Genomic DNA, 18578 nt, shown 5'->3' on the forward strand with positions numbered 1-18578 from the left:
CACAAACGATGCGGGGAGGCTTATGCCTCCCCGCCTCGAAAATTACTGTAGGTCACGGTTGGCCCGGTAACAGCTTTGTGCGGGAGCGAGCTTGCTCGCAAAAGCGATCTGTCAGCCGCCCCATCGAGTGACTGAAATAGCGCTTTCGCGAGCAAGCCCGCTCCCACCTTTATTCGAGCTTCAGCTTAACCCCAGTTCCTGCCAGATTCGCATCACCTGGCGCCGTTCGTCGGCGAACTGATCCCCGGCTACCGTACCAGCCTCATTCTGCAGGGCCTGGCGGTGCGCGGCGGAGCGGTAGGCTTTATACACCTCGCGCAGCAGATGAGCATCGGCGGCGGGCATCAACCCCACCTGCTCCAGGCCTTCCAGAATGCGGATATTGTCGGTATAGCGCAGCAACGATGGATGCTGCGCAGACCACGCCAAAGCCGCGTATTGCACCATAAATTCAATATCGACGATACCTCCGGCGTCCTGCTTGAGGTCGAACAGCGCCGTGGCTTCGAAGGCATTGGCGCCGGTGCCGGCCGCCGTGCCCTTGGTGCCCAGGTTGTCACGCATCTTGGCGCGCATCTCGCTGACCTCCTGGCGCAGCTTCGCCAGATCCCGCTCACGCCCCAGTACCTTGGCCCGGACCTGCTCGAACGCCTGGCCCACATCCTGGCTGCCGACCAGCACGCGCGCGCGGATCAGGGCCTGATGTTCCCAGGTCCAGGCTTCATTTTGTTGATAGCGATCAAACGCGCCGAGCGAACTGACCAACAGCCCGGACGCGCCCGAAGGCCGCAGGCGCATGTCCACCTCATACAGCTGGCCGGAGTTGGTCTGGGTGGTCAGCAGATGGATGATCCGCTGGCCCAGGCGCGTGAAGAACTGCGCGCCATCAATCGGCTTGGCGCCGTCGGTCTCGGCCTGCGGGTCGCCATCGTGGATAAACACCAGGTCCAGGTCCGAACCATGCCCCAGTTCGATGCCGCCGACTTTCCCATAACCGACAATGATGAACCCGGGATCGCACAAGGTGCCGTCCAGCCGTTGCGGCGAGCCGTGGCGCGCCACGGTCTGGCGCCAGGCCAGGGCCAGCACCTGTTCAAGGATGGCTTCGGCGAGCCAGGTCAAGTAGTCGCTGACTTTCATCAACGGCAGGCTGCCGGCGATTTCCGAGGCCGCCACGCGCAGGCGGTGAGCCAGCTTGAAGTGCCGCAAGGCCTCCATCTGCTGCTCCAGGTCATCCTCGGGGATGCGCGTGAGCCGCTCGCGCAACTCGGCGGCAAGTTCCGGCGCCAATGGCGGCTTGAACAGGCGGCCTTCGTTGAGCAACTCGTCGAGCAGCAGCGGGAAACGCGTGATCTGCTCGGCAATCCACGGGCTGGCGGCGCACAGGGTCAGCAGGCGGCGCAGGGCGTCGGGGTTTTCCGTGAGCAGCACCAGATAGGCAGAGCGCCGCGCGACGGCCTCCACCAGCGGCAATACACGTTCGAGCACCAGGTCCGGGTTGGCGTGTTCGACGGCCTGGGCCAGCAGGCGCGGGATAAACGCGTCCAATCGCTCGCGACCGAGGCGCTGCATGGCGCGCAATTGCGGGCTGCTGCGCAGGCCGGTCAGGGCCTTGAGGGCCTTGGGCGCGTCAGTGAAGCCGCCTTCCGCGAGCTGGCGACACGCAGCCTCTTCGTCCTGGGACTCTTCCCACAGCGGCAACCATTCTCCGCCCACGACCAGTTCGCCCTCTTCGCCCTCTTCTTCATCCGGATCCGCGATGACCTGGCGGAAATGCCAATCCACCCGGCCACGCCAGTACATCAGGCGCTCATGGAACGCAGCCCAATCGGCGAAACCGAGCATAAAGGCAATGCGCGCCTGGTCCTCCGGGCTGTCCGGGAGCATTTGCGTCTGGCGATCGGCAATCGCCTGGATCGCGTGCTCGGTGTAGCGCAGGAATTCATAGCCATTGCGCAACTCGGCGATCACCGCCGGCGGCAGGTAGCCCTGGCCTTCGAGGGTGCCGAGCACTTTGAGCAGCGGCCGCTGCTGCAGGCTGAGGTCGCGACCACCGTGGATCAACTGGAAGGCCTGGGCGATGAACTCCACCTCGCGGATGCCACCCGAGCCCAGCTTGATGTTTTCGGCCATGCCCTTGCGCCGCACTTCCTGCTGGATCAGCTGCTTCATGGTGCGCAGCGCTTCGATGGCGGAAAAGTCCAGGTAACGGCGGTACACGAAGGGGCGCAGCATATCGAGCAACTGCGCACCGGCGACCTGGTCGCCGGCGACCACACGCGCCTTGATCATGGCGTAGCGTTCCCAGTCGCGACCCTGGTCCTGGTAGTACTGCTCCAGCGCGTTGAAGCTGAGCACCAGCGCGCCAGCCGAGCCGTAGGGGCGCAGGCGCATGTCGACACGGAACACAAAGCCGTCGACGGTCATCGGATCGAGGGCCTTGATCAATTTTTGACCAAGGCGAATGAAGAACTCCTGATTATCCAGGGAACGCTTGACGCCCACCGTCTCCCCGCCCTCGGGGTAGGCGAAGATCAGGTCGATATCCGACGACAGGTTCAGCTCCACCGCACCGAGCTTGCCCATGCCGAGGATCACCATGTGCTGGGCTTCGCCGCTGCGTCGGCCAGTCGGCGTGCCGAACTGCACGCAATGGCGCTGGTACAGCCACTGGTAGGCCTGGTCGATGCTGGCGTCGGCCATGTCGGAGAGGTCGCGGCAGGTTTGCACCAGGTCCGCCTGGCGGGTCAGGTCGCGCCAGATGATGCGCACTTGCTGGCGCGTGCGCTGGCGACGCAGCACGCGGCCCAGCTCATCTTCTGTTTCGGCCTGTTGCACGGCGCCGGCGATCTGGCCGCACAGCTCGCCCGGCGCAAAGCCGCGGTCCAGCTCGCCCCAGGCCACCAGCTCGAGCAACATCAAAGGGTCACGAACACTCTGTTCAATCACGAAATCACTGGCGGCGCACACGCGGGCGAAGTCGGCCCACCGTTGCGGCGTCCACGCAGAAAGGCCATGATCGTCGTCCAGCGCGGCCACTGCGTCACGAAATGACTGCTCGGCCCGGCTGGCGTAAGGCAAGAGAATGACGGGTAATTCGGCCAGTGTTGGCAGGCTCATGGTCTATCCTTGATCGGCGCGTAAATGGCTTGTAGCTGTGAACGCAAGAACCACGCTCGATGAAGGACTGTCGAACAAAAGTTAGAAATAGCTGAAAAATCATTAATTTTGGCAGGCAACATTAAACTTCTACCTTTTCTTGTTCGCAAAAGATCAACAATAACGATTATGCTCACCAGCCAGACCGAGCAATCCGCTCAGTCTTGTGTAGTTTTACTACTCGTATATACATTCGAAAGGCTGAAATGGCCGACGATTTGTAGTAAAACTACAGGACGCCGAAGCAACCTTCGGCCATCCAAGAATTTATGTCGTCTGCCCACAAGGCCAGTCGCAAACTTCAGGCAACCGATTCTGGTAGCCTTTCCGCCCTGGAGCAAGCCATGCAAGACCTCGATCCCGTCGAAACCCAGGAATGGCTGGACGCCCTGGAATCGGTTCTCGACAAAGAAGGCGAAGACCGTGCTCACTACCTGATGACCCGTATGGGCGAACTCGCGACCCGCAGCGGCTCGCAACTGCCCTACGCCATCACCACGCCGTACCGCAACACCATCCCCGTTACCCACGAAGCACGCATGCCTGGCGACCTGTTCATGGAACGCCGCATTCGCTCGCTGGTACGTTGGAACGCCATGGCGATGGTAATGCGCACGAACTTGAAAGATTCTGACCTGGGCGGTCACATCTCCAGCTTCGCTTCCAGCGCAACCCTGTACGACATCGGCTTCAACTACTTCTTCCAGGCCCCGACCGACGAACACGGCGGCGACCTGATCTACTTCCAGGGCCACACCTCGCCAGGCGTCTACGCCCGTGCGTTCATGGAAGGCCGCATCACCGAAGAACACATGAACAACTTCCGCCAGGAAGTGGACGGTAACGGCCTGTCGTCGTACCCGCACCCTTGGCTGATGCCTGATTTCTGGCAGTTCCCGACTGTATCCATGGGCCTTGGCCCGATCCAGGCGATCTACCAGGCACGCTTCATGAAGTACCTGGAAGCGCGCGGCTTCATCCCGGAAGGCAAGCAGAAAGTCTGGTGCTTCCTGGGCGACGGCGAGTGCGACGAGCCGGAATCCCTGGGCGCCATCTCCCTGGCTGGCCGCGAGAAGCTGGACAACCTGATCTTCGTCATCAACTGCAACCTGCAGCGCCTCGACGGCCCGGTTCGCGGCAACGGCAAGATCATCCAGGAACTCGAAGGCGTGTTCCGCGGTGCTCAGTGGAACGTGACCAAAGTCATCTGGGGCCGTTTCTGGGACCCACTGCTGGCCAAGGACGTCGACGGTATCCTGCAACGCCGGATGGACGAAGTCATCGACGGCGAGTACCAGAACTACAAAGCCAAAGACGGCGCGTTCGTACGTGAACACTTCTTCAACACGCCTGAACTCAAGGCGATGGTTGCCGACCTGTCCGACGACGAGATCTGGAAACTCAACCGTGGCGGCCACGACCCGTACAAGGTCTACGCGGCGTACCACGAAGCGGTCAACCACAAAGAACAACCGACCGTCATCCTGGCCAAGACCATCAAGGGTTATGGCACCGGTGCCGGCGAAGCGAAAAACACTGCGCACAACACCAAGAAAGTCGATGTCGACAGCCTGAAGTTGTTCCGCGATCGTTTCGACATCCCGGTCAAGGACGAAGAGCTGGAGAACCTGCCGTTCTTCAAGCCGGAACCGAACAGCGCCGAAGCCCGTTACCTGAGCGAGCGTCGTGCCGCACTGGGCGGTTTCGTGCCACAGCGTCGCGCCAAGTCCTTCGACATCCCTACACCGCCACTCGATACCCTCAAGGCTATCCTGGACGGCTCGGGCGACCGTGAAATCTCCACCACCATGGCCTTCGTGCGGATCCTCGCGCAGCTGGTCAAGGACAAGGAAATCGGTTCGCGCATCGTCCCGATCATCCCGGACGAAGCCCGTACCTTCGGTATGGAAGGCATGTTCCGTCAGTTGGGCATCTACTCCTCCGTCGGCCAGCTCTACGAGCCAGTCGATAAAGACCAGGTGATGTTCTACAAGGAAGACAAGAAGGGCCAGATCCTCGAAGAAGGCATCAACGAAGCGGGCGCCATGAGCTCCTTCATCGCTGCCGGTACCTCGTACTCCAGCCACAACCAGCCGATGCTGCCGTTCTACATCTTCTACTCGATGTTCGGTTTCCAGCGTATCGGCGACCTGGCTTGGGCAGCAGGCGACAGCCGTACCCGTGGCTTCCTGATCGGCGGCACCGCCGGCCGTACCACGCTGAACGGCGAAGGCCTGCAACACGAAGACGGTCACAGCCACATCCTGGCTGCCACCATCCCGAACTGCCGCACCTTTGATCCAACCTACGGCTATGAGCTGGCGGTGATCATCCAGGACGGCATGAAGAAGATGACCGAAGAGCAGCAGGACGTTTTCTACTACATCACCGTGATGAACGAGTCCTACCAGCAGCCAGCCATGCCGGCCGGTGTCGAGGAAGGCATCATCAAGGGCATGTACCTGCTCGAAGAAGACACCAAGGAAGCGGCGCACCACGTGCAGCTGATGGGCTCCGGCACCATCCTGCGTGAAGTGCGTGAAGCGGCTAAGATCTTGCGTGACGAGTTCAACGTCGGCGCTGACGTCTGGAGCGTTACCAGCTTCAACGAACTGCGTCGCGATGGCCTGGCCGTAGAGCGTCACAACCGCCTGCACCCTGGCCAGAAGCCACAGCGCACCTTCGTGGAAGAGTGCCTGACCGGCCGTAAAGGCCCGGTGATCGCTTCGACCGACTACATGAAACTGTTTGCTGAACAAATTCGCCAGTGGGTCCCGTCCAAGGAATTCAAAGTCCTGGGCACCGACGGTTTCGGCCGCAGTGACAGCCGCAAGAAGCTGCGTCACTTCTTCGAAGTCGACCGTCACTTCGTGGTGTTGGCAGCCCTGGAAGCCTTGGCTGACCGTGGTGAGATCGAGCCTAAGGTAGTGGCTGACGCTATCGTGAAGTTCGGGATCAACCCGGAAAAACGCAACCCACTGGACTGCTGAGGAGATTTTTTGTGAGCGAACTCATTCGCGTACCTGACATCGGCAGCGGTGAAGGTGAAGTAATCGAGCTGTTTGTGAAGGTCGGCGACACCGTCGAAGCCGACCAGAGCATCCTGACCCTGGAATCGGACAAGGCGAGCATGGAAATCCCTGCTCCCAAGGCCGGCGTGGTCAAGAGCCTGAAAGTGAAGCTGGGCGATCGCCTGAAAGAAGGCGACGAACTGCTGGAGCTGGAAATCGAAGGTGCCGCTGATGCGGCCCCTGCGGCGGCCCCGGCTGCCGCTGCTGCACCAGCCCCTGCTGCTGAAAAGCCTGCTGCTGCCGAGGCCGCTCCGGCCCCGGCTGCTGCACCTGCCGCCGCCAGCGTCCAGGACATTCACGTCCCGGACATCGGCTCGTCAGGCAAGGCCAAGATCATCGAGCTGCTGGTCAAGGTCGGCGACACCGTCGAAGCCGACCAGTCGCTGATCACCCTGGAGTCCGACAAGGCTTCCATGGAAATCCCTTCGCCGGCTGCCGGCGTGGTGGAAAGCATCGCGGTCAAGCTGGAAGACGAAGTCGGCACTGGCGATTTCATCCTCAAGCTCAAAGTCCAAGGCGCAGCGCCGGCTGCCGCTCCAGCACCAGCAGCCGCTCCGGCTGCCAAGGCTGAATCGGCTCCGGCTGCCGCCGCCCCTGCGCCTGCTGCCAAAGCCGAGGCCGCTGCGGCCCCTGCAGCTGCCGCTCCAGCGCCAAGCGGTGCCAAGGTGCACGCCGGCCCTGCCGTGCGTCAGCTGGCCCGTGAGTTCGGCGTTGAGCTGAGTGCCGTGTCGGCCACTGGCCCTCACGGTCGCGTGCTGAAGGAAGATGTGCAGGTCTACGTCAAGGCCATGATGCACAAAGCCAAGGAAGCGCCAGCTGCTGGCGGCGCTACCGGTGGTTCGGGCATTCCGCCGATCCGCACCGTGGACTTCAGCCGCTTCGGCGAAACCGAAGAAGTGCCGATGACCCGCCTGATGCAAATCGGCGCGGCCGGTCTGCACGCCAGCTGGCTGAACATCCCGCACGTGACTCAGTTCGACCAGGCCGACATCACCGACCTGGAAGCTTTCCGCGTTGCGCAGAAAGCCGTGGCCGAGAAGGCCGGCGTGAAACTGACCGTGTTGCCACTGCTGCTCAAGGCCTGTGCACACCTGCTCAAGGAACTGCCGGACTTCAACAGCTCGCTGGCGCCAAGCGGCAAGGCGATCATTCGCAAGAAATACGTGCACGTAGGCTTTGCGGTCGACACCCCGGATGGCCTGCTGGTACCGGTCATCAAGAACGTCGACCAGAAGAGCCTGCTGCAGCTGGCCGCTGAGGCTGCTGCACTGGCTGCCAAGGCCCGTGACAAGAAGCTCACCCCGGACGACATGCAGGGCGCGTGCTTCACCATCTCCAGCCTCGGCCACATTGGCGGCACCGGCTTCACGCCGATCGTCAACGCGCCGGAAGTGGCGATCCTGGGCGTGTCCAAGGCAACTATCCAGCCTGTGTGGGACGGTAAAGCGTTCCAGCCAAAGCTGATGCTGCCGCTGTCGCTGTCCTACGATCACCGTGTGATCAACGGCGCCGCCGCTGCACGCTTCACGCAGCGCCTGAGCCAACTGCTGAACGACATCCGCACCATTCTGCTGTAAGCCGCAACGGCCTCCCCTTCAGCGGGGAGGCCCTTGCCGCACCGATTTCCGAGCGCCACGCTCGTACCTCAACCCCGCCACTTGGCGGGGCTTTTTTTGCCCGCGTACCGGGTAAAAATTGAACAAGCCAAACAGGTTTGTACACCTTCCGTCACATCGATTGAAGAAACCCCTCGCGCGGCCGATAACCCCCTTATAGCACTTAGCCTTCATCCTCTCTTGTCAGTCCGCGCCGCATGATGCAACCTTGCCGCAGGCAGCAGAAAAGAGGGCGTGAGCCCGGCACCGTGCGCGTTATTTCAAGTGAGTCTCCCCCCATGAAAAGCCAACCCGATGTCGCCCGTATGGCGGCCGAGGTAGTGACGCAGTTACCGGTGCCTTCGCGCCTCGGTATGCTGCGTTTCGAGCGGCTTAATGAGGCAAGCTGGGCCCTGCTCTACCTCGACCCCAACTGCGAGCGCCAATTCGGCCTGCCGGCGGTCGAGCTGTGCGCCCTGATCGGCACCCCCTACGCCAGCCTGATGGAGCCCCAGGCGCGCTATCAACTGCACGACACCATCCAGCAGCAACTGACCCAGAGCCCTCACTACCTGGTGCGCTACACCCTGCACACCAGCGACGGCCCACTGAGCCTGCTGGAAATGGGCGAAGCCTACAAACAGCACAATCGCCACCTGCTGCGCGGCTACCTGATGGTGGTCGACGGCCTGTTCAGCGAAGTGCCTTCCCCCGCCCCCACGGCGGAGCTGGAGAGCCAGAACAGCCGCCTGCAGATTGCCCTGGAGCTCAACCAGCGCGCCCAGCAGGAACAACTGCAGCACCTGGAACGGGTGCGCGCCCAGCAGGAGCTGATCCTGTTGCTGGCCCGCCAGCGCTACACCACTAACAATTCGCTGCAGGAAGCCGCCGAGCTGATCACCCGCAGCGCCTGCGATATCTACCAGATCGACTGCGCCAGCATCTGGAACCTCGAAGGCCAGCGCCTGGTGCCGATTTCGGCGTACCACCGCGCGGACCAACGCCACCATATGCCCGAGGCGATCGACGCGAGCGGCTTTCCCGACTACCTGGAAGCCCTGCACACCAGCCGCGCCATCGACGCCACCAACGCCATGCGCGACCCGCGTACCCGCGAGATGGCCGAAAACCTGCGGGCCAAGGACATCTACGCGATGCTCGACGCGAGCATCCGCGTCGATGGCCAAGTGATCGGCGTGTTGTGCCTGGAACAGGGCGGCAGCCCGCGCGCGTGGCAGGCCGATGAAATTGCCTTCGCCGGTGAACTGGCCGACCAGTTCGCGCAAGTCATCAACAACCACAACCGCCGCACCGCCACCAGCGCCCTGCACCTGTTCCAGCGCGCCGTGGAACAAAGCGCCAACGCCTTCCTGCTGGTCAACTGCGATGGCGTGGTGGAATACGTCAACCCGAGCTTTACGGCGATCACCCAGTACAGCGCCGAAGAGGTCCACGGCCACCGCCTGGCCCAACTGCCGGCCCTGGAAAACCTCAGCGAACTGCTGTTCGATGCGCCCTCGAGCCTGGCCAAAAGCAATAGTTGGCAGGGCGAATTCAAGAGCCGGCGCAAAAACCTCGAACCCTACTGGGGCCAGCTGTCGATCTCCAAGGTGTATGGCGATAATCGTGAGCTGACTCACTACATCGGCATCTACGAAGACATCACCCAGACCAAACTCGCGCAGCAGCGCATCGAGCGCCTGGCCTATACCGACAACCTGACCAACCTGGGTAACCGCCCGGCCTTCATCCGCAACCTCGACGAGCGCTTTGCCCGCGACAGCGACAGCCCGATCAGCCTGTTGCTGGTGGACATCGACAACTTCAAGCGGATCAACGACAGCCTCGGCCACCAGACCGGCGACAAGCTGCTGATCAGCCTGGCCCGGCGCCTGCGCAACAGCCTGAGTGCCGGCGGCAGCCTGGCGCGGTTTGCCAGTAACGAGTTTGCGGTGTTGCTCGACGACACGGACCTGGAGAGCGGCCAGCAGGTCGCCAGCCAACTGCTCGCGACCCTCGACAAGCCGATGTTCGTCGACAACCAGTTGATCAGCGTCACCGGCTCCGTGGGCCTGGCCTGCGCGCCGCTGCACGGCCGCGATCCACAGACATTGATGCGCAACGCCGGGCTGGCCCTGCACAAGGCCAAGGCCAACGGTAAACACCAGGTGCAAGTCTTTACCGAAGCGCTGAACGCCGAGGCGAGCTACAAGCTGTTCGTGGAAAACAACCTGCGCCGCGCCCTCACCCAGAACGAGCTGGACGTGTTCTACCAGCCCAAGCTGTGCCTGCGCAGTGGCCGTTTGCTGGGCATGGAAGCGCTGCTGCGCTGGAACCACCCGGAAAAAGGCATGATCCGCCCCGACCAGTTCATCAGCGTGGCCGAAGAAACCGGGCTGATCATCCCCATCGGCAAATGGATCGCCCGCCAGGCCTGCCGCATGAGCCGGCAATTGAGCGCCGCCGGCATGGGCAACCTGCAGGTGGCGATCAACCTGTCGCCCAAGCAGTTCTCCGACCCGGACCTGGTGGCGTCCATCGCCACGATCCTCAAGGAAGAACAGCTGCCGGCCAACCTGCTCGAGCTGGAACTGACCGAAGGCCTGCTGCTGGAGGCCACGGAAGATACGCGCCTGCAACTGGACCAATTGAAAAGCTTCGGCCTGACCCTGGCCATGGACGACTTCGGTACCGGTTACTCGTCGCTCAGCTACTTGAAAAAATTCCCCATCGACATCATCAAGATCGATCGCAGCTTTATCCACGAAATCCCGGACAACCAGGACGACATGGAAATCACCTCGGCGGTGATCGCCATGGCCCACAACCTCAAGCTCAAGGTGGTGGCCGAAGGCGTCGAAACCTCCGAGCAACTGGCCTTCCTGCGCCGGCATCGTTGCGACGTGGGCCAGGGCTACCTGTTCGACCGGCCGATCCCGGGTGCAGAGCTGCTCGAGAAGCTCAAGCGCTACCCGCGCGGGCCAATCGCCTGACAGCGCCGTAACACTCGGGCACACTGGCGGTCTGAATTCTTACCTAACTCAATCTGACTGAGAGGACTGCCCATGGTCTTGCGCTCGGAAATTCTGGTGAACAAAAACGTGCTGCCTACTCAAGAACAAGCTTTGCCTGGCCGTGAAACCCCGATGAACCTGCCGCAGACGCACTTCGTCAACGGCAACCCGCTGCTGGGCCCGTTTCTGGATGATGTCGGCTTCGCGATTTTCGGCCTGGGGTGCTTCTGGGGTGCCGAGCGCAGGTTCTGGCAGCGCGATGGCGTGGTCAGCACCGTGGTCGGCTATGCCGGCGGCTTCACGCCGAACCCGACCTATGAAGAAGTCTGCTCGGGCCTGACCGGCCACAGCGAAGTGGTGCTGGTGGTATACGACCAGGCCAAGGTCAAGTATGAAGACCTGCTGAAGATGTTCTGGGAATTGCACAACCCGACCCAGGGCATGCGCCAGGGCAATGACATCGGCAGCCAATACCGCTCGGTAATCTATGCGACCACACCTGAGCAATTGGCCGCGGCGAAGGCCAGCGCACAGGCGTATCAGCAAGAACTGAGCAAGGCCGGCCTGGGTGCGATCACCACGCAAATCGAAGAAGCACCGACGGTGTACTTCGCCGAGGCGTACCACCAGCAGTACCTGGCGAAGAATCCGCAGGGCTACTGCGGGATTGGCGGCACGGGCGTGACTTGTCCGATCTGAAGGTCGGAGCTGCAAGCTGCAAGCTACAAGCTACAAGCTACAAGCTACAAGCTACAAGCTACAAGCTACAAGCTATAAGCTATAAGCTGAAAGTGGTGTTCGCTGTTGTCACTTGCAGCTTGAAGCTTGCGGCTTGCAGCTTATAACTATTCAGCTATGAGCCAATCCATCTGCCACCCACCCTGGGTCTGGCCAAGCTTCTTGGACAGCCACGGCAGCAGCTCACGCAATTCCTCTTCCAGGCCCCATGGCGGGTTGGCGATCGCCAGGCCCGAGCCGGTCAGGGTGTTTGGCGTGTCCAGCGGATGCACCAGCAATTCCACCCGCAGCAACTTCGGCGCACCGGTGCCGGCCAGGTCCTGGTAGAAACGGCGCAACATGCGCTGATCCTTCACCGGGTACCAGATCGCCGCCACGGTTTGGCGCATCCGGCCAATCGCTTCCTTGAGGGAGGCGGCGCAGCGTTGCATTTCATCGAGTTGCTCGAACGGCGGGTCGATAAGCATCAGCGCACGCTTTTCCGGCACCGGCAGCAGTGCGCGAGGCACATGCCAACCTTCGCCGAGGTGCACCTTGACCCGGCGATCACCCTTCATGTTGTCCTTGAGCAGCACGCCATCTTCGGGGTGCTTTTCGTTGAGCAACACGCGGTCCTGCGGCCGGGTGAGACGTCGTGCCAGCTCCGGTGAGCCCGGGTAGTAGCGCAACTGGCCGTCCGGGTTCATCTCATGCAACACGCGCATGTAGTCGGCGGTCAGCGGCGGCAGGTCGCTCGCGCCCCACAGGCGGGCGATGCCTTCCAGGTATTCACCGGTGCGGTTGGCCTGGTCGCCCTGCAGGTCGTACAGACCAATGCCGGCGTGGGTATCGAGGTAGGCGAACGGCTGCTCCTTGCGCGACATCAGGGCGATGAGGCGGGTCAAGGTCAGGTGTTTGAAGACATCGGCGTGGTTGCCGGCGTGAAAGGCGTGACGATAATTCATGGTTGCTCCTGCGCAGGGGGCGAAGTTTACCTTCTACACGGGCAAAGGTGCAGGGCTGCGTGTCGGGCGGTGCTTATGTCGCAAACGCAGGCATACCCCCGAAAACAATCTAATGCCCCCGGTGCGCGCGGGCTTGCCCGCGACGCAAGTGACGCGGTATTACCCGTAGTGCGCGGTGATGCCATCGCAGGCAACCAGCCCCCAGCGTTCTCGACGGGGGCATCCAGGAATCCAAGGAGGTCAATAACCATCATGAAAGACGCCACCCTTGCACTGCACCACGGTTTCAAGTCGGACCCGACCACCAAGGCCGTCGCCGTGCCGATCTACCAGAACGTCGCTTTCGAATTCGATAACGCCCAACACGGCGCCGACCTGTTCAACCTGGATGTGCCCGGCAATATCTACACACGGATCATGAACCCCACCAACGATGTGCTGGAGCAACGCATGGCGGCCCTCGAAGGCGGGATCGCCGCCCTCGCCGTCTCGGCTGGCAGCGCTGCAATCCACTATGCGATTCAGACCTTGACCCGCGCCGGTGACAATATCGTCACCACCCCGCAGCTGTATGGCGGCACCTACACCCTGTTCGCCCATCTGCTGCCAAGCTTCGGTGTGGACGTGCGCTTCGCCCGCAACGACTCCGCCGAGGCCATTGCCGAACTGATCGACGACAACACCAAGCTGGTCTACTGCGAAAGCATCGGCAACCCGGCAGGCAATATCATCGACATCGAAGCCCTGGCCGACGTCGCTCATGCCCGTGGCGTACCGCTGATGGTCGACAACACCGTGGCCACGCCGATCCTGTGCAAGCCGATCCAGTTCGGCGCCGACATCGTGGTGCACTCGGTGACCAAATACGTGGGTGGCCACGGCAACTCCCTGGGCGGCGTGATCGTCGACAGCGGGACGTTCCCGTGGACGAAATACGCGGATAAATTTCCCGGCCTCAACCAGCCCGAGCCGGCCTATCACGGCGTGGTCTACACCGAGAAATTCGGCCCTGCCGCTTTTATCGCCCGCGCCCGTACCGTGCCCTTGCGCAACACCGGCGCCGCCCTTGCGCCGATGAATGCGTTCCTGCTGCTCCAAGGCCTGGAAACCCTGGCCCTGCGCATGGAGCGCCACACCGAGAACGCGCTGAAAATTGCGCAGTTCCTGCAAGACCATGCCGACGTTGAGTGGGTCAGCTACGCAGGCCTGCCGGATCACCCGCACCATGCGCTGGCGCAGAAATACATGCAGGGCAAACCGTCGGCGATCCTGTCCTTCGGCTTGAAGGGCGGCTATGAGGCCGGCGTGCGCTTCTACGATGCGCTGCAGATCTTCAAGCGCCTGGTGAACATCGGCGACGCCAAATCCCTGGCCTGCCACCCAGCCTCCACCACCCATCGGCAAATGAACGAGCAGGAGCAGGCCAAGGCCGGCGTGAAGCCGGAGATGATCCGCCTGTCAGTCGGTATCGAGGCGATCGAAGACCTGGTCGAGGACCTGCAACAGGCACTCGACTCAACCCGACTCTGAAACCAGGTAGTCGGCCAGCGCCTCGTGGCTGATCTGCGCACGACGCACACAATAGGTGACCTTGTGCCGCAGGGTCGCCGGCGTAAACGCCGTGTACACGTCCGGGCGCTGTTCTTCGAGCCATTGCAGCAGGTTGTCGACCAGAATGTGCGGCGGTTGCGCTGCCAGATGCTCCAGTACTGGCGCAGGCACCCGCCACCAGGGGCAGGGGTTGGCCTCGGTCACGGGCCCCGGTACTACCGCCAGCGGCTGGCCATTGATCAGATACCGCTGGAACACTGGTAGCACCTTTCCCGCCTCATCGCCCAATGCCTGCAAGATCGGGTGAAACTGAGCCCCGTCCCAGAAGCGCAAAAACACCTCCTGATTATCGGGCAGGTACACCTTGGTCAGGCCTTGCAGGTGCGCAAGCACGGTCTCCAGCGGGCTGGACGATATCGCCAACCACCCCCAATCCGTGGCGGCGCTGGCAGCAATCCAATCGAGGAAAGCGCTACCCGGCTCGACAATGCCCACATAAGGCATGACCTCATCCCAGTCGGCGTAGGCGGTGCCGGCCCACACGGAGTGCGGCAGATTCCCGGCCGCCATGGCTTGCCAGGCAGCATACGGCTTGGCCTCGCTGGCACTGCCCAACACCGCGAAAAGCCGCTCATGGGCAAGCAAAGGGTATTCGGCCAACCAGGCGCATGGCGTCAAATGTGGAGGCATCAGGCTGGACTCCTTGCCAGGGGGGATTGACCGGCCAGATCGCACTGGCCGTTCTTGCATCGCTCGCATTCCTCGCAAAAGGGTGCGCTGCGTTTCAGGCTGGCTATCTGCACACGACTTAATGGCGCGGCAATCACTGCGAGCAATGTCTCCTTCGCGCCCGGCAGCAATGGTGCGGCCGCCGCAGCGGGAGCACCGCCCAGTTGAATCGGCACGCTGCTGAATATGCCGCCCGAGGACAGCGTGATAGATTGCCCGCCCGCCTGAATCGTCACACTCGCACCGGCATCGATGACCACACTCTGCCCCGCGCCGATCTGAATGGTTCGCCCAGCCCGCATCTGCTGCGAGCCGCCGACCACCAGGTGATCATCCTGCTTCAGTTCAGTCAGCCGATTGCCATGGGTGATGCGTTGTTCTTCGCCCTGCAGTTCATGATGCGATTCACCACCCACCCTTACCCGCCGCCGGTTATCCACCTGCACCTGCTGATCATGCAGCACATGCTGGGTCCAATCCCGCTGGGCACGCAGGTAGATTTCCTCGGCGCCCTTGCGATCTTCAATGCGCAACTCGTTATAGCCGCCCCCACCGGGGCTGCTTTGGCTGCGGAAAATGCTGCGGGTCTTTTCCGCGGGCAGGTCGAGGGGCAACGTCGTCGCCGCGTTGGGCACGCACCCCATCACCAGCGGCATGTCCATGTCACCATTGACGAAACCCACCAGCACCTCCATGCCGACCCTGGGGATCAACACCGAGCCATAGCGGTCATGCGCCCAGCCACTGGCGACCCGCAACCAGCAACTGGAATGCTCGTCATGTTCACCGCCGCGATCCCAGGCCAGTTGCACCTTGACCCGCCCGTACTCGTCGCAATGGATCTCACTGTCGGCGGGGCCGGTGACCACGGCACTCTGATAACCCGAAATAACCGGGCGCGGCTGCTCAGGCAATGGCGGGCGAAAGATCACCTGCCACGGCGCGGCGACAAATTCATTGCGATAACCCTGGCGAAACGCTGCGCCAGACACCGCTGTAACAGCCTCTTCCAACACCTGCGGTTGCTTGCCTGCATGCGTGACCTCGCGCACCAGCCACACATCATTCCAAGCCGCGCGCGGGTGCCCGCTCAGCGTGAGGAACCGACCACTGGCCAGCGCCGGTACATCACCGCTGCCATGGGCCAGCTGGTAATCACTGCGATGACGCTCCAGCCCACGCTGCGCCAGGTATTTGCCATGGGCACGGTCGTTGAAATGGCCGGGGAAACCCTGCTGCTCAAGCGTGGGAAGCTGCTCACCGGCGGCCGCACTCTCCAGGGCGAGGCGCGGTTTTTGAAAGTCATAATCGCGTAGATTGACCGACGTGGTACGCGTGGCCAAGCGCACGGCAAACCGCTTGATTGCCGGCGCCTCAGCCACCATTCCGGAGCCGGGCGCATACGGCGTGGACTGTTCAGCCTGGGCAAACACCGTCTGGTCATCGCCAAAGACCAGCAAATGCGCTTCGGGCGAATGCTGGAAGTGATAGTGAATCCCCACCTCCGCACATAGCCGCTGAATGAACGCCAGATCGGTCTCGCCGAACTGCACGCAATACTCGCGCGGTGGGTAAGTACCACTCAGGCTGAACTGGAATTGGTCGCTCTGGATGCCCTGCCCCCCCAATACCCGCGCCACAATCTGCGGCACCGTCTGCTGCTGGAAGATCCGCTGGTGGCTGCTGTGCTGCAGGTACGCCAGCTGGGGCACCAGGCTGAGCTGATAGCGCGTGAGGCGTCGCCCGGAATCGCCCTGCGCCACGCGGTAGACCAGGCCATGCACCCCGCGTCCCCGGGCATCGAAGCCAAGGTACACCTGGCGATGCAGCAAGCTTTCGAGGTCCAGGTCAGGCTGCTCGCTGACCAGCTCAAGGTCAAAACAATAGGGCTGGCTGATGGCTTCGGTGCCGTGAAACTCGAACACCTTGAGTTCACTCGGCACCCCATCCAGGGTCAGGGTAAAGGCACTTTGATTGGCAGGAGCGAACATCCGGTGTTTCTCTGCGAGGGGTAGGCGGCAGATTCTGCACCACTGCTCCACGCTAAAGAGCATGCTCACTGCAAATCAGTAAAACCCTACATAGGTGCGTCAGAATCTTCTTTGGCTCGTCTGAAATCACACGCAAAAAAAGGCCCGCCATCCGTAGGATGCGGGCCTTTTCTTTAACTCATCAGGCGCTCAGCGCCCGGCGAATTACTTGTTGAGGTTGTAGTCTTTTTCCGCAGCATCAAAACGCTCGATCATGCCGGCGGTCGGTGCGCCCAGCTTGCTGACGAAGTAGATCGCCAGGCTGGCGAAGATGAAGCCTGGGATGATTTCGTACAGGCCGAGCAATTCGAAGTGCTTCCACACGATTACGGTGATCGCACCGACCAGGATCCCGGCCAGTGCGCCGTTGCGGGTCATGCCTTTCCAGATCACCGAGATCAGTACTACAGGACCGAATGCGGCACCGAAGCCGGCCCAGGCATAGCTCACCAGGCCCAGCACACGGTTGTTCGGGTTGGCAGCCATGGCGATAGCGATCAGCGCCACTACCAGCACCATGGCGCGGCCGACCCACACCAGCTCGACCTGGGAAGCATTTTTGCGCAGGAAGGTCTTGTAGAAGTCTTCGGTCAGCGCGCTCGAACATACCAGCAGCTGGCAGCTCAAGGTGCTCATGACCGCTGCCAGGATGGCCGACAGCAACACGCCCGCAATCCATGGGTTGAACAGCAGCTTGGCCAGCTCAATGAACACACGCTCGTGGTTCTCGTTGACCGGGCCGGCCACTTCCGGGTGCGCCGAGAAGTAGGCGATACCGAAGAAGCCCACCGCCACGGTGCCGCCCAGGCACAGGATCATCCAGGTCATGGAGATGCGACGCGCATTGGCAATCGACTTCACCGAGTCCGCTGCCATGAAACGCGCGAGGATGTGCGGCTGGCCGAAGTAACCCAAGCCCCAGCCCATCAGCGAGATAATGCCGATGAAAGTGGTGTTCTTCAGCATGTTGAAGTTGTCGGGGTTCTTGGCTTCGATCGCCAGGAAGGTGGTGTCGACGCCACCGGTGGCCAGCAGCACGATGATCGGCGTGAGGATCAGCGCGAAAATCATCAGCGTGGCTTGTACGGTGTCGGTCCAGCTCACCGCCAGGAAACCACCCACAAAGGTGTAGGCAATCGTCGCAGCCGCGCCGGCCCACAGCGCAGTCTCGTAGGACATGCCGAAGGTGCTTTCGAACAGGCGGGCGCCGGCCACGATGCCGGAAGCGCAATAGATAGTGAAGAACACCAGGATCACCACCGCAGAGATGATCCGCAGCAGGCCGCTTTTATCTTCGAAACGGCTGGAGAAGTAGTCCGGCAGGGTCAGGGCGTCGCCGTTGTGCTCGGTCTGTACCCGCAGGCGACCGGCCACGAACAGCCAGTTGAGGTAGGCACCGACGATCAGGCCGATGGCGATCCAGCTTTCCGACAGGCCGGACATGTAGATCGCGCCCGGCAAGCCCATCAACAGCCAGCCGCTCATATCCGAAGCACCGGCCGACAGGGCAGTGACCACGCTGCCGAGGCTGCGACCGCCGAGGATGTAGTCGGAAAGGTTGTTGGTGGAGCGATAGGCCATGAAGCCGATCAGCACCATTGCTGCGATGTAGATCACAAACGTGATCAGGGTAGGATTACTAACGCTCATATGAGTGACGCCCTGGCTTTGTTTTTATGTAGCAGCGGTCTCGCGGACGGCTACCCCATTGCTAGTTGGGGAGACGAACCGGCGTGCCGCGCATTTA

10 protein-coding genes are annotated in these 18578 nt (G+C 61.9%); 5 read left to right on the forward strand and 5 right to left on the reverse strand.

Annotated features, from left to right (window positions below):
- Positions 1-180: 180 nt before the first annotated feature.
- Positions 181-3120, reverse strand: a complete 2940-nt coding sequence (glnE, locus tag C9990_RS29020; RefSeq protein ID WP_106805350.1) for a bifunctional [glutamate--ammonia ligase]-adenylyl-L-tyrosine phosphorylase/[glutamate--ammonia-ligase] adenylyltransferase — start codon at positions 3118-3120, stop codon at positions 181-183.
- 383 nt (positions 3121-3503) lie between these two features.
- On the opposite strand from glnE, the gene aceE reads away from it, so the two are divergent.
- From aceE to msrA, 4 genes are all read left to right on the forward strand, one after another.
- Positions 3504-6149: a pyruvate dehydrogenase (acetyl-transferring), homodimeric type gene (gene aceE / locus C9990_RS29025; protein ID WP_065900019.1), complete on the forward strand. Its 2646-nt coding sequence runs from the start codon at positions 3504-3506 to the stop codon at positions 6147-6149.
- Between the two features lie 11 nt (positions 6150-6160).
- Positions 6161-7807, forward strand: a complete 1647-nt coding sequence (gene aceF / locus C9990_RS29030) for a dihydrolipoyllysine-residue acetyltransferase (protein ID WP_106805351.1) — start codon at positions 6161-6163, stop codon at positions 7805-7807.
- Between the two features lie 317 nt (positions 7808-8124).
- Positions 8125-10818, forward strand: a complete 2694-nt coding sequence (locus tag C9990_RS29035; protein WP_065900016.1) for a bifunctional diguanylate cyclase/phosphodiesterase — start codon at positions 8125-8127, stop codon at positions 10816-10818.
- A gap of 72 nt (positions 10819-10890) precedes the next feature.
- Positions 10891-11538, forward strand: coding sequence for a peptide-methionine (S)-S-oxide reductase MsrA (gene msrA / locus C9990_RS29040; RefSeq protein WP_065900014.1), 648 nt, complete (start codon positions 10891-10893; stop codon positions 11536-11538).
- 146 nt (positions 11539-11684) lie between these two features.
- Here msrA and C9990_RS29045 read toward each other — a convergent pair whose 3' ends face one another.
- Complete coding sequence (locus C9990_RS29045) at positions 11685-12521, reverse strand: 23S rRNA (adenine(2030)-N(6))-methyltransferase RlmJ (protein WP_065900013.1); 837 nt, start codon at positions 12519-12521, stop codon at positions 11685-11687.
- A 252-nt stretch (positions 12522-12773) separates the two neighbouring features.
- Between C9990_RS29045 and C9990_RS29050 the strand changes: the two genes are divergently transcribed.
- The gene (locus tag C9990_RS29050; RefSeq protein WP_065900012.1) at positions 12774-14051 is read left to right on the forward strand and encodes an O-acetylhomoserine aminocarboxypropyltransferase/cysteine synthase family protein; all 1278 of its coding nucleotides are present in this window, start codon (positions 12774-12776) and stop codon (positions 14049-14051) included.
- On the opposite strand, the gene C9990_RS29055 is transcribed toward C9990_RS29050, so the two are convergent.
- The 3 genes from C9990_RS29055 to putP form a co-directional block, all read right to left on the reverse strand.
- Positions 14037-14762, reverse strand: a complete 726-nt coding sequence (locus C9990_RS29055) for a DUF4123 domain-containing protein (RefSeq protein ID WP_106805352.1) — start codon at positions 14760-14762, stop codon at positions 14037-14039. The two genes, C9990_RS29050 and C9990_RS29055, sit on opposite strands and share 15 nt — an antisense overlap.
- Entirely contained in the window at positions 14762-16792 is a 2031-nt protein-coding gene (locus C9990_RS29060) for a type VI secretion system tip protein VgrG (protein WP_106805353.1), read from the reverse strand. Before C9990_RS29060 ends, C9990_RS29055 begins: the two co-directional genes overlap by 1 nt.
- Before the next feature lie 204 nt (positions 16793-16996).
- Complete coding sequence (gene putP, locus C9990_RS29065; RefSeq protein WP_065900004.1) at positions 16997-18481, reverse strand: sodium/proline symporter PutP; 1485 nt, start codon at positions 18479-18481, stop codon at positions 16997-16999.
- Positions 18482-18578: the final 97 nt, after the last annotated feature.

It is taken from the genome of Pseudomonas sp. S5D5, from assembly GCF_003013355.1.
GTDB classification, from domain to species: Bacteria; Pseudomonadota; Gammaproteobacteria; order Pseudomonadales; family Pseudomonadaceae; genus Aquipseudomonas; species Aquipseudomonas aylmerensis.

Coding starts and splice junctions, on each gene's coding strand:
- glnE (WP_106805350.1), bottom strand. CDS start 3,120: ATGAGCCTGCCAACACTGGCCGAATTACCCGTCATTCTCTTGCCTTAC.
- C9990_RS29045 (WP_065900013.1), bottom strand. CDS start 12,521: ATGAATTATCGTCACGCCTTTCACGCCGGCAACCACGCCGATGTCTTC.
- C9990_RS29060 (WP_106805353.1), bottom strand. CDS start 16,792: ATGTTCGCTCCTGCCAATCAAAGTGCCTTTACCCTGACCCTGGATGGG.
- aceE (WP_065900019.1), top strand. CDS start 3,504: ATGCAAGACCTCGATCCCGTCGAAACCCAGGAATGGCTGGACGCCCTG.
- C9990_RS29035 (WP_065900016.1), top strand. CDS start 8,125: ATGAAAAGCCAACCCGATGTCGCCCGTATGGCGGCCGAGGTAGTGACG.
- putP (WP_065900004.1), bottom strand. CDS start 18,481: ATGAGCGTTAGTAATCCTACCCTGATCACGTTTGTGATCTACATCGCA.
- C9990_RS29050 (WP_065900012.1), top strand. CDS start 12,774: ATGAAAGACGCCACCCTTGCACTGCACCACGGTTTCAAGTCGGACCCG.
- msrA (WP_065900014.1), top strand. CDS start 10,891: ATGGTCTTGCGCTCGGAAATTCTGGTGAACAAAAACGTGCTGCCTACT.
- C9990_RS29055 (WP_106805352.1), bottom strand. CDS start 14,762: ATGCCTCCACATTTGACGCCATGCGCCTGGTTGGCCGAATACCCTTTG.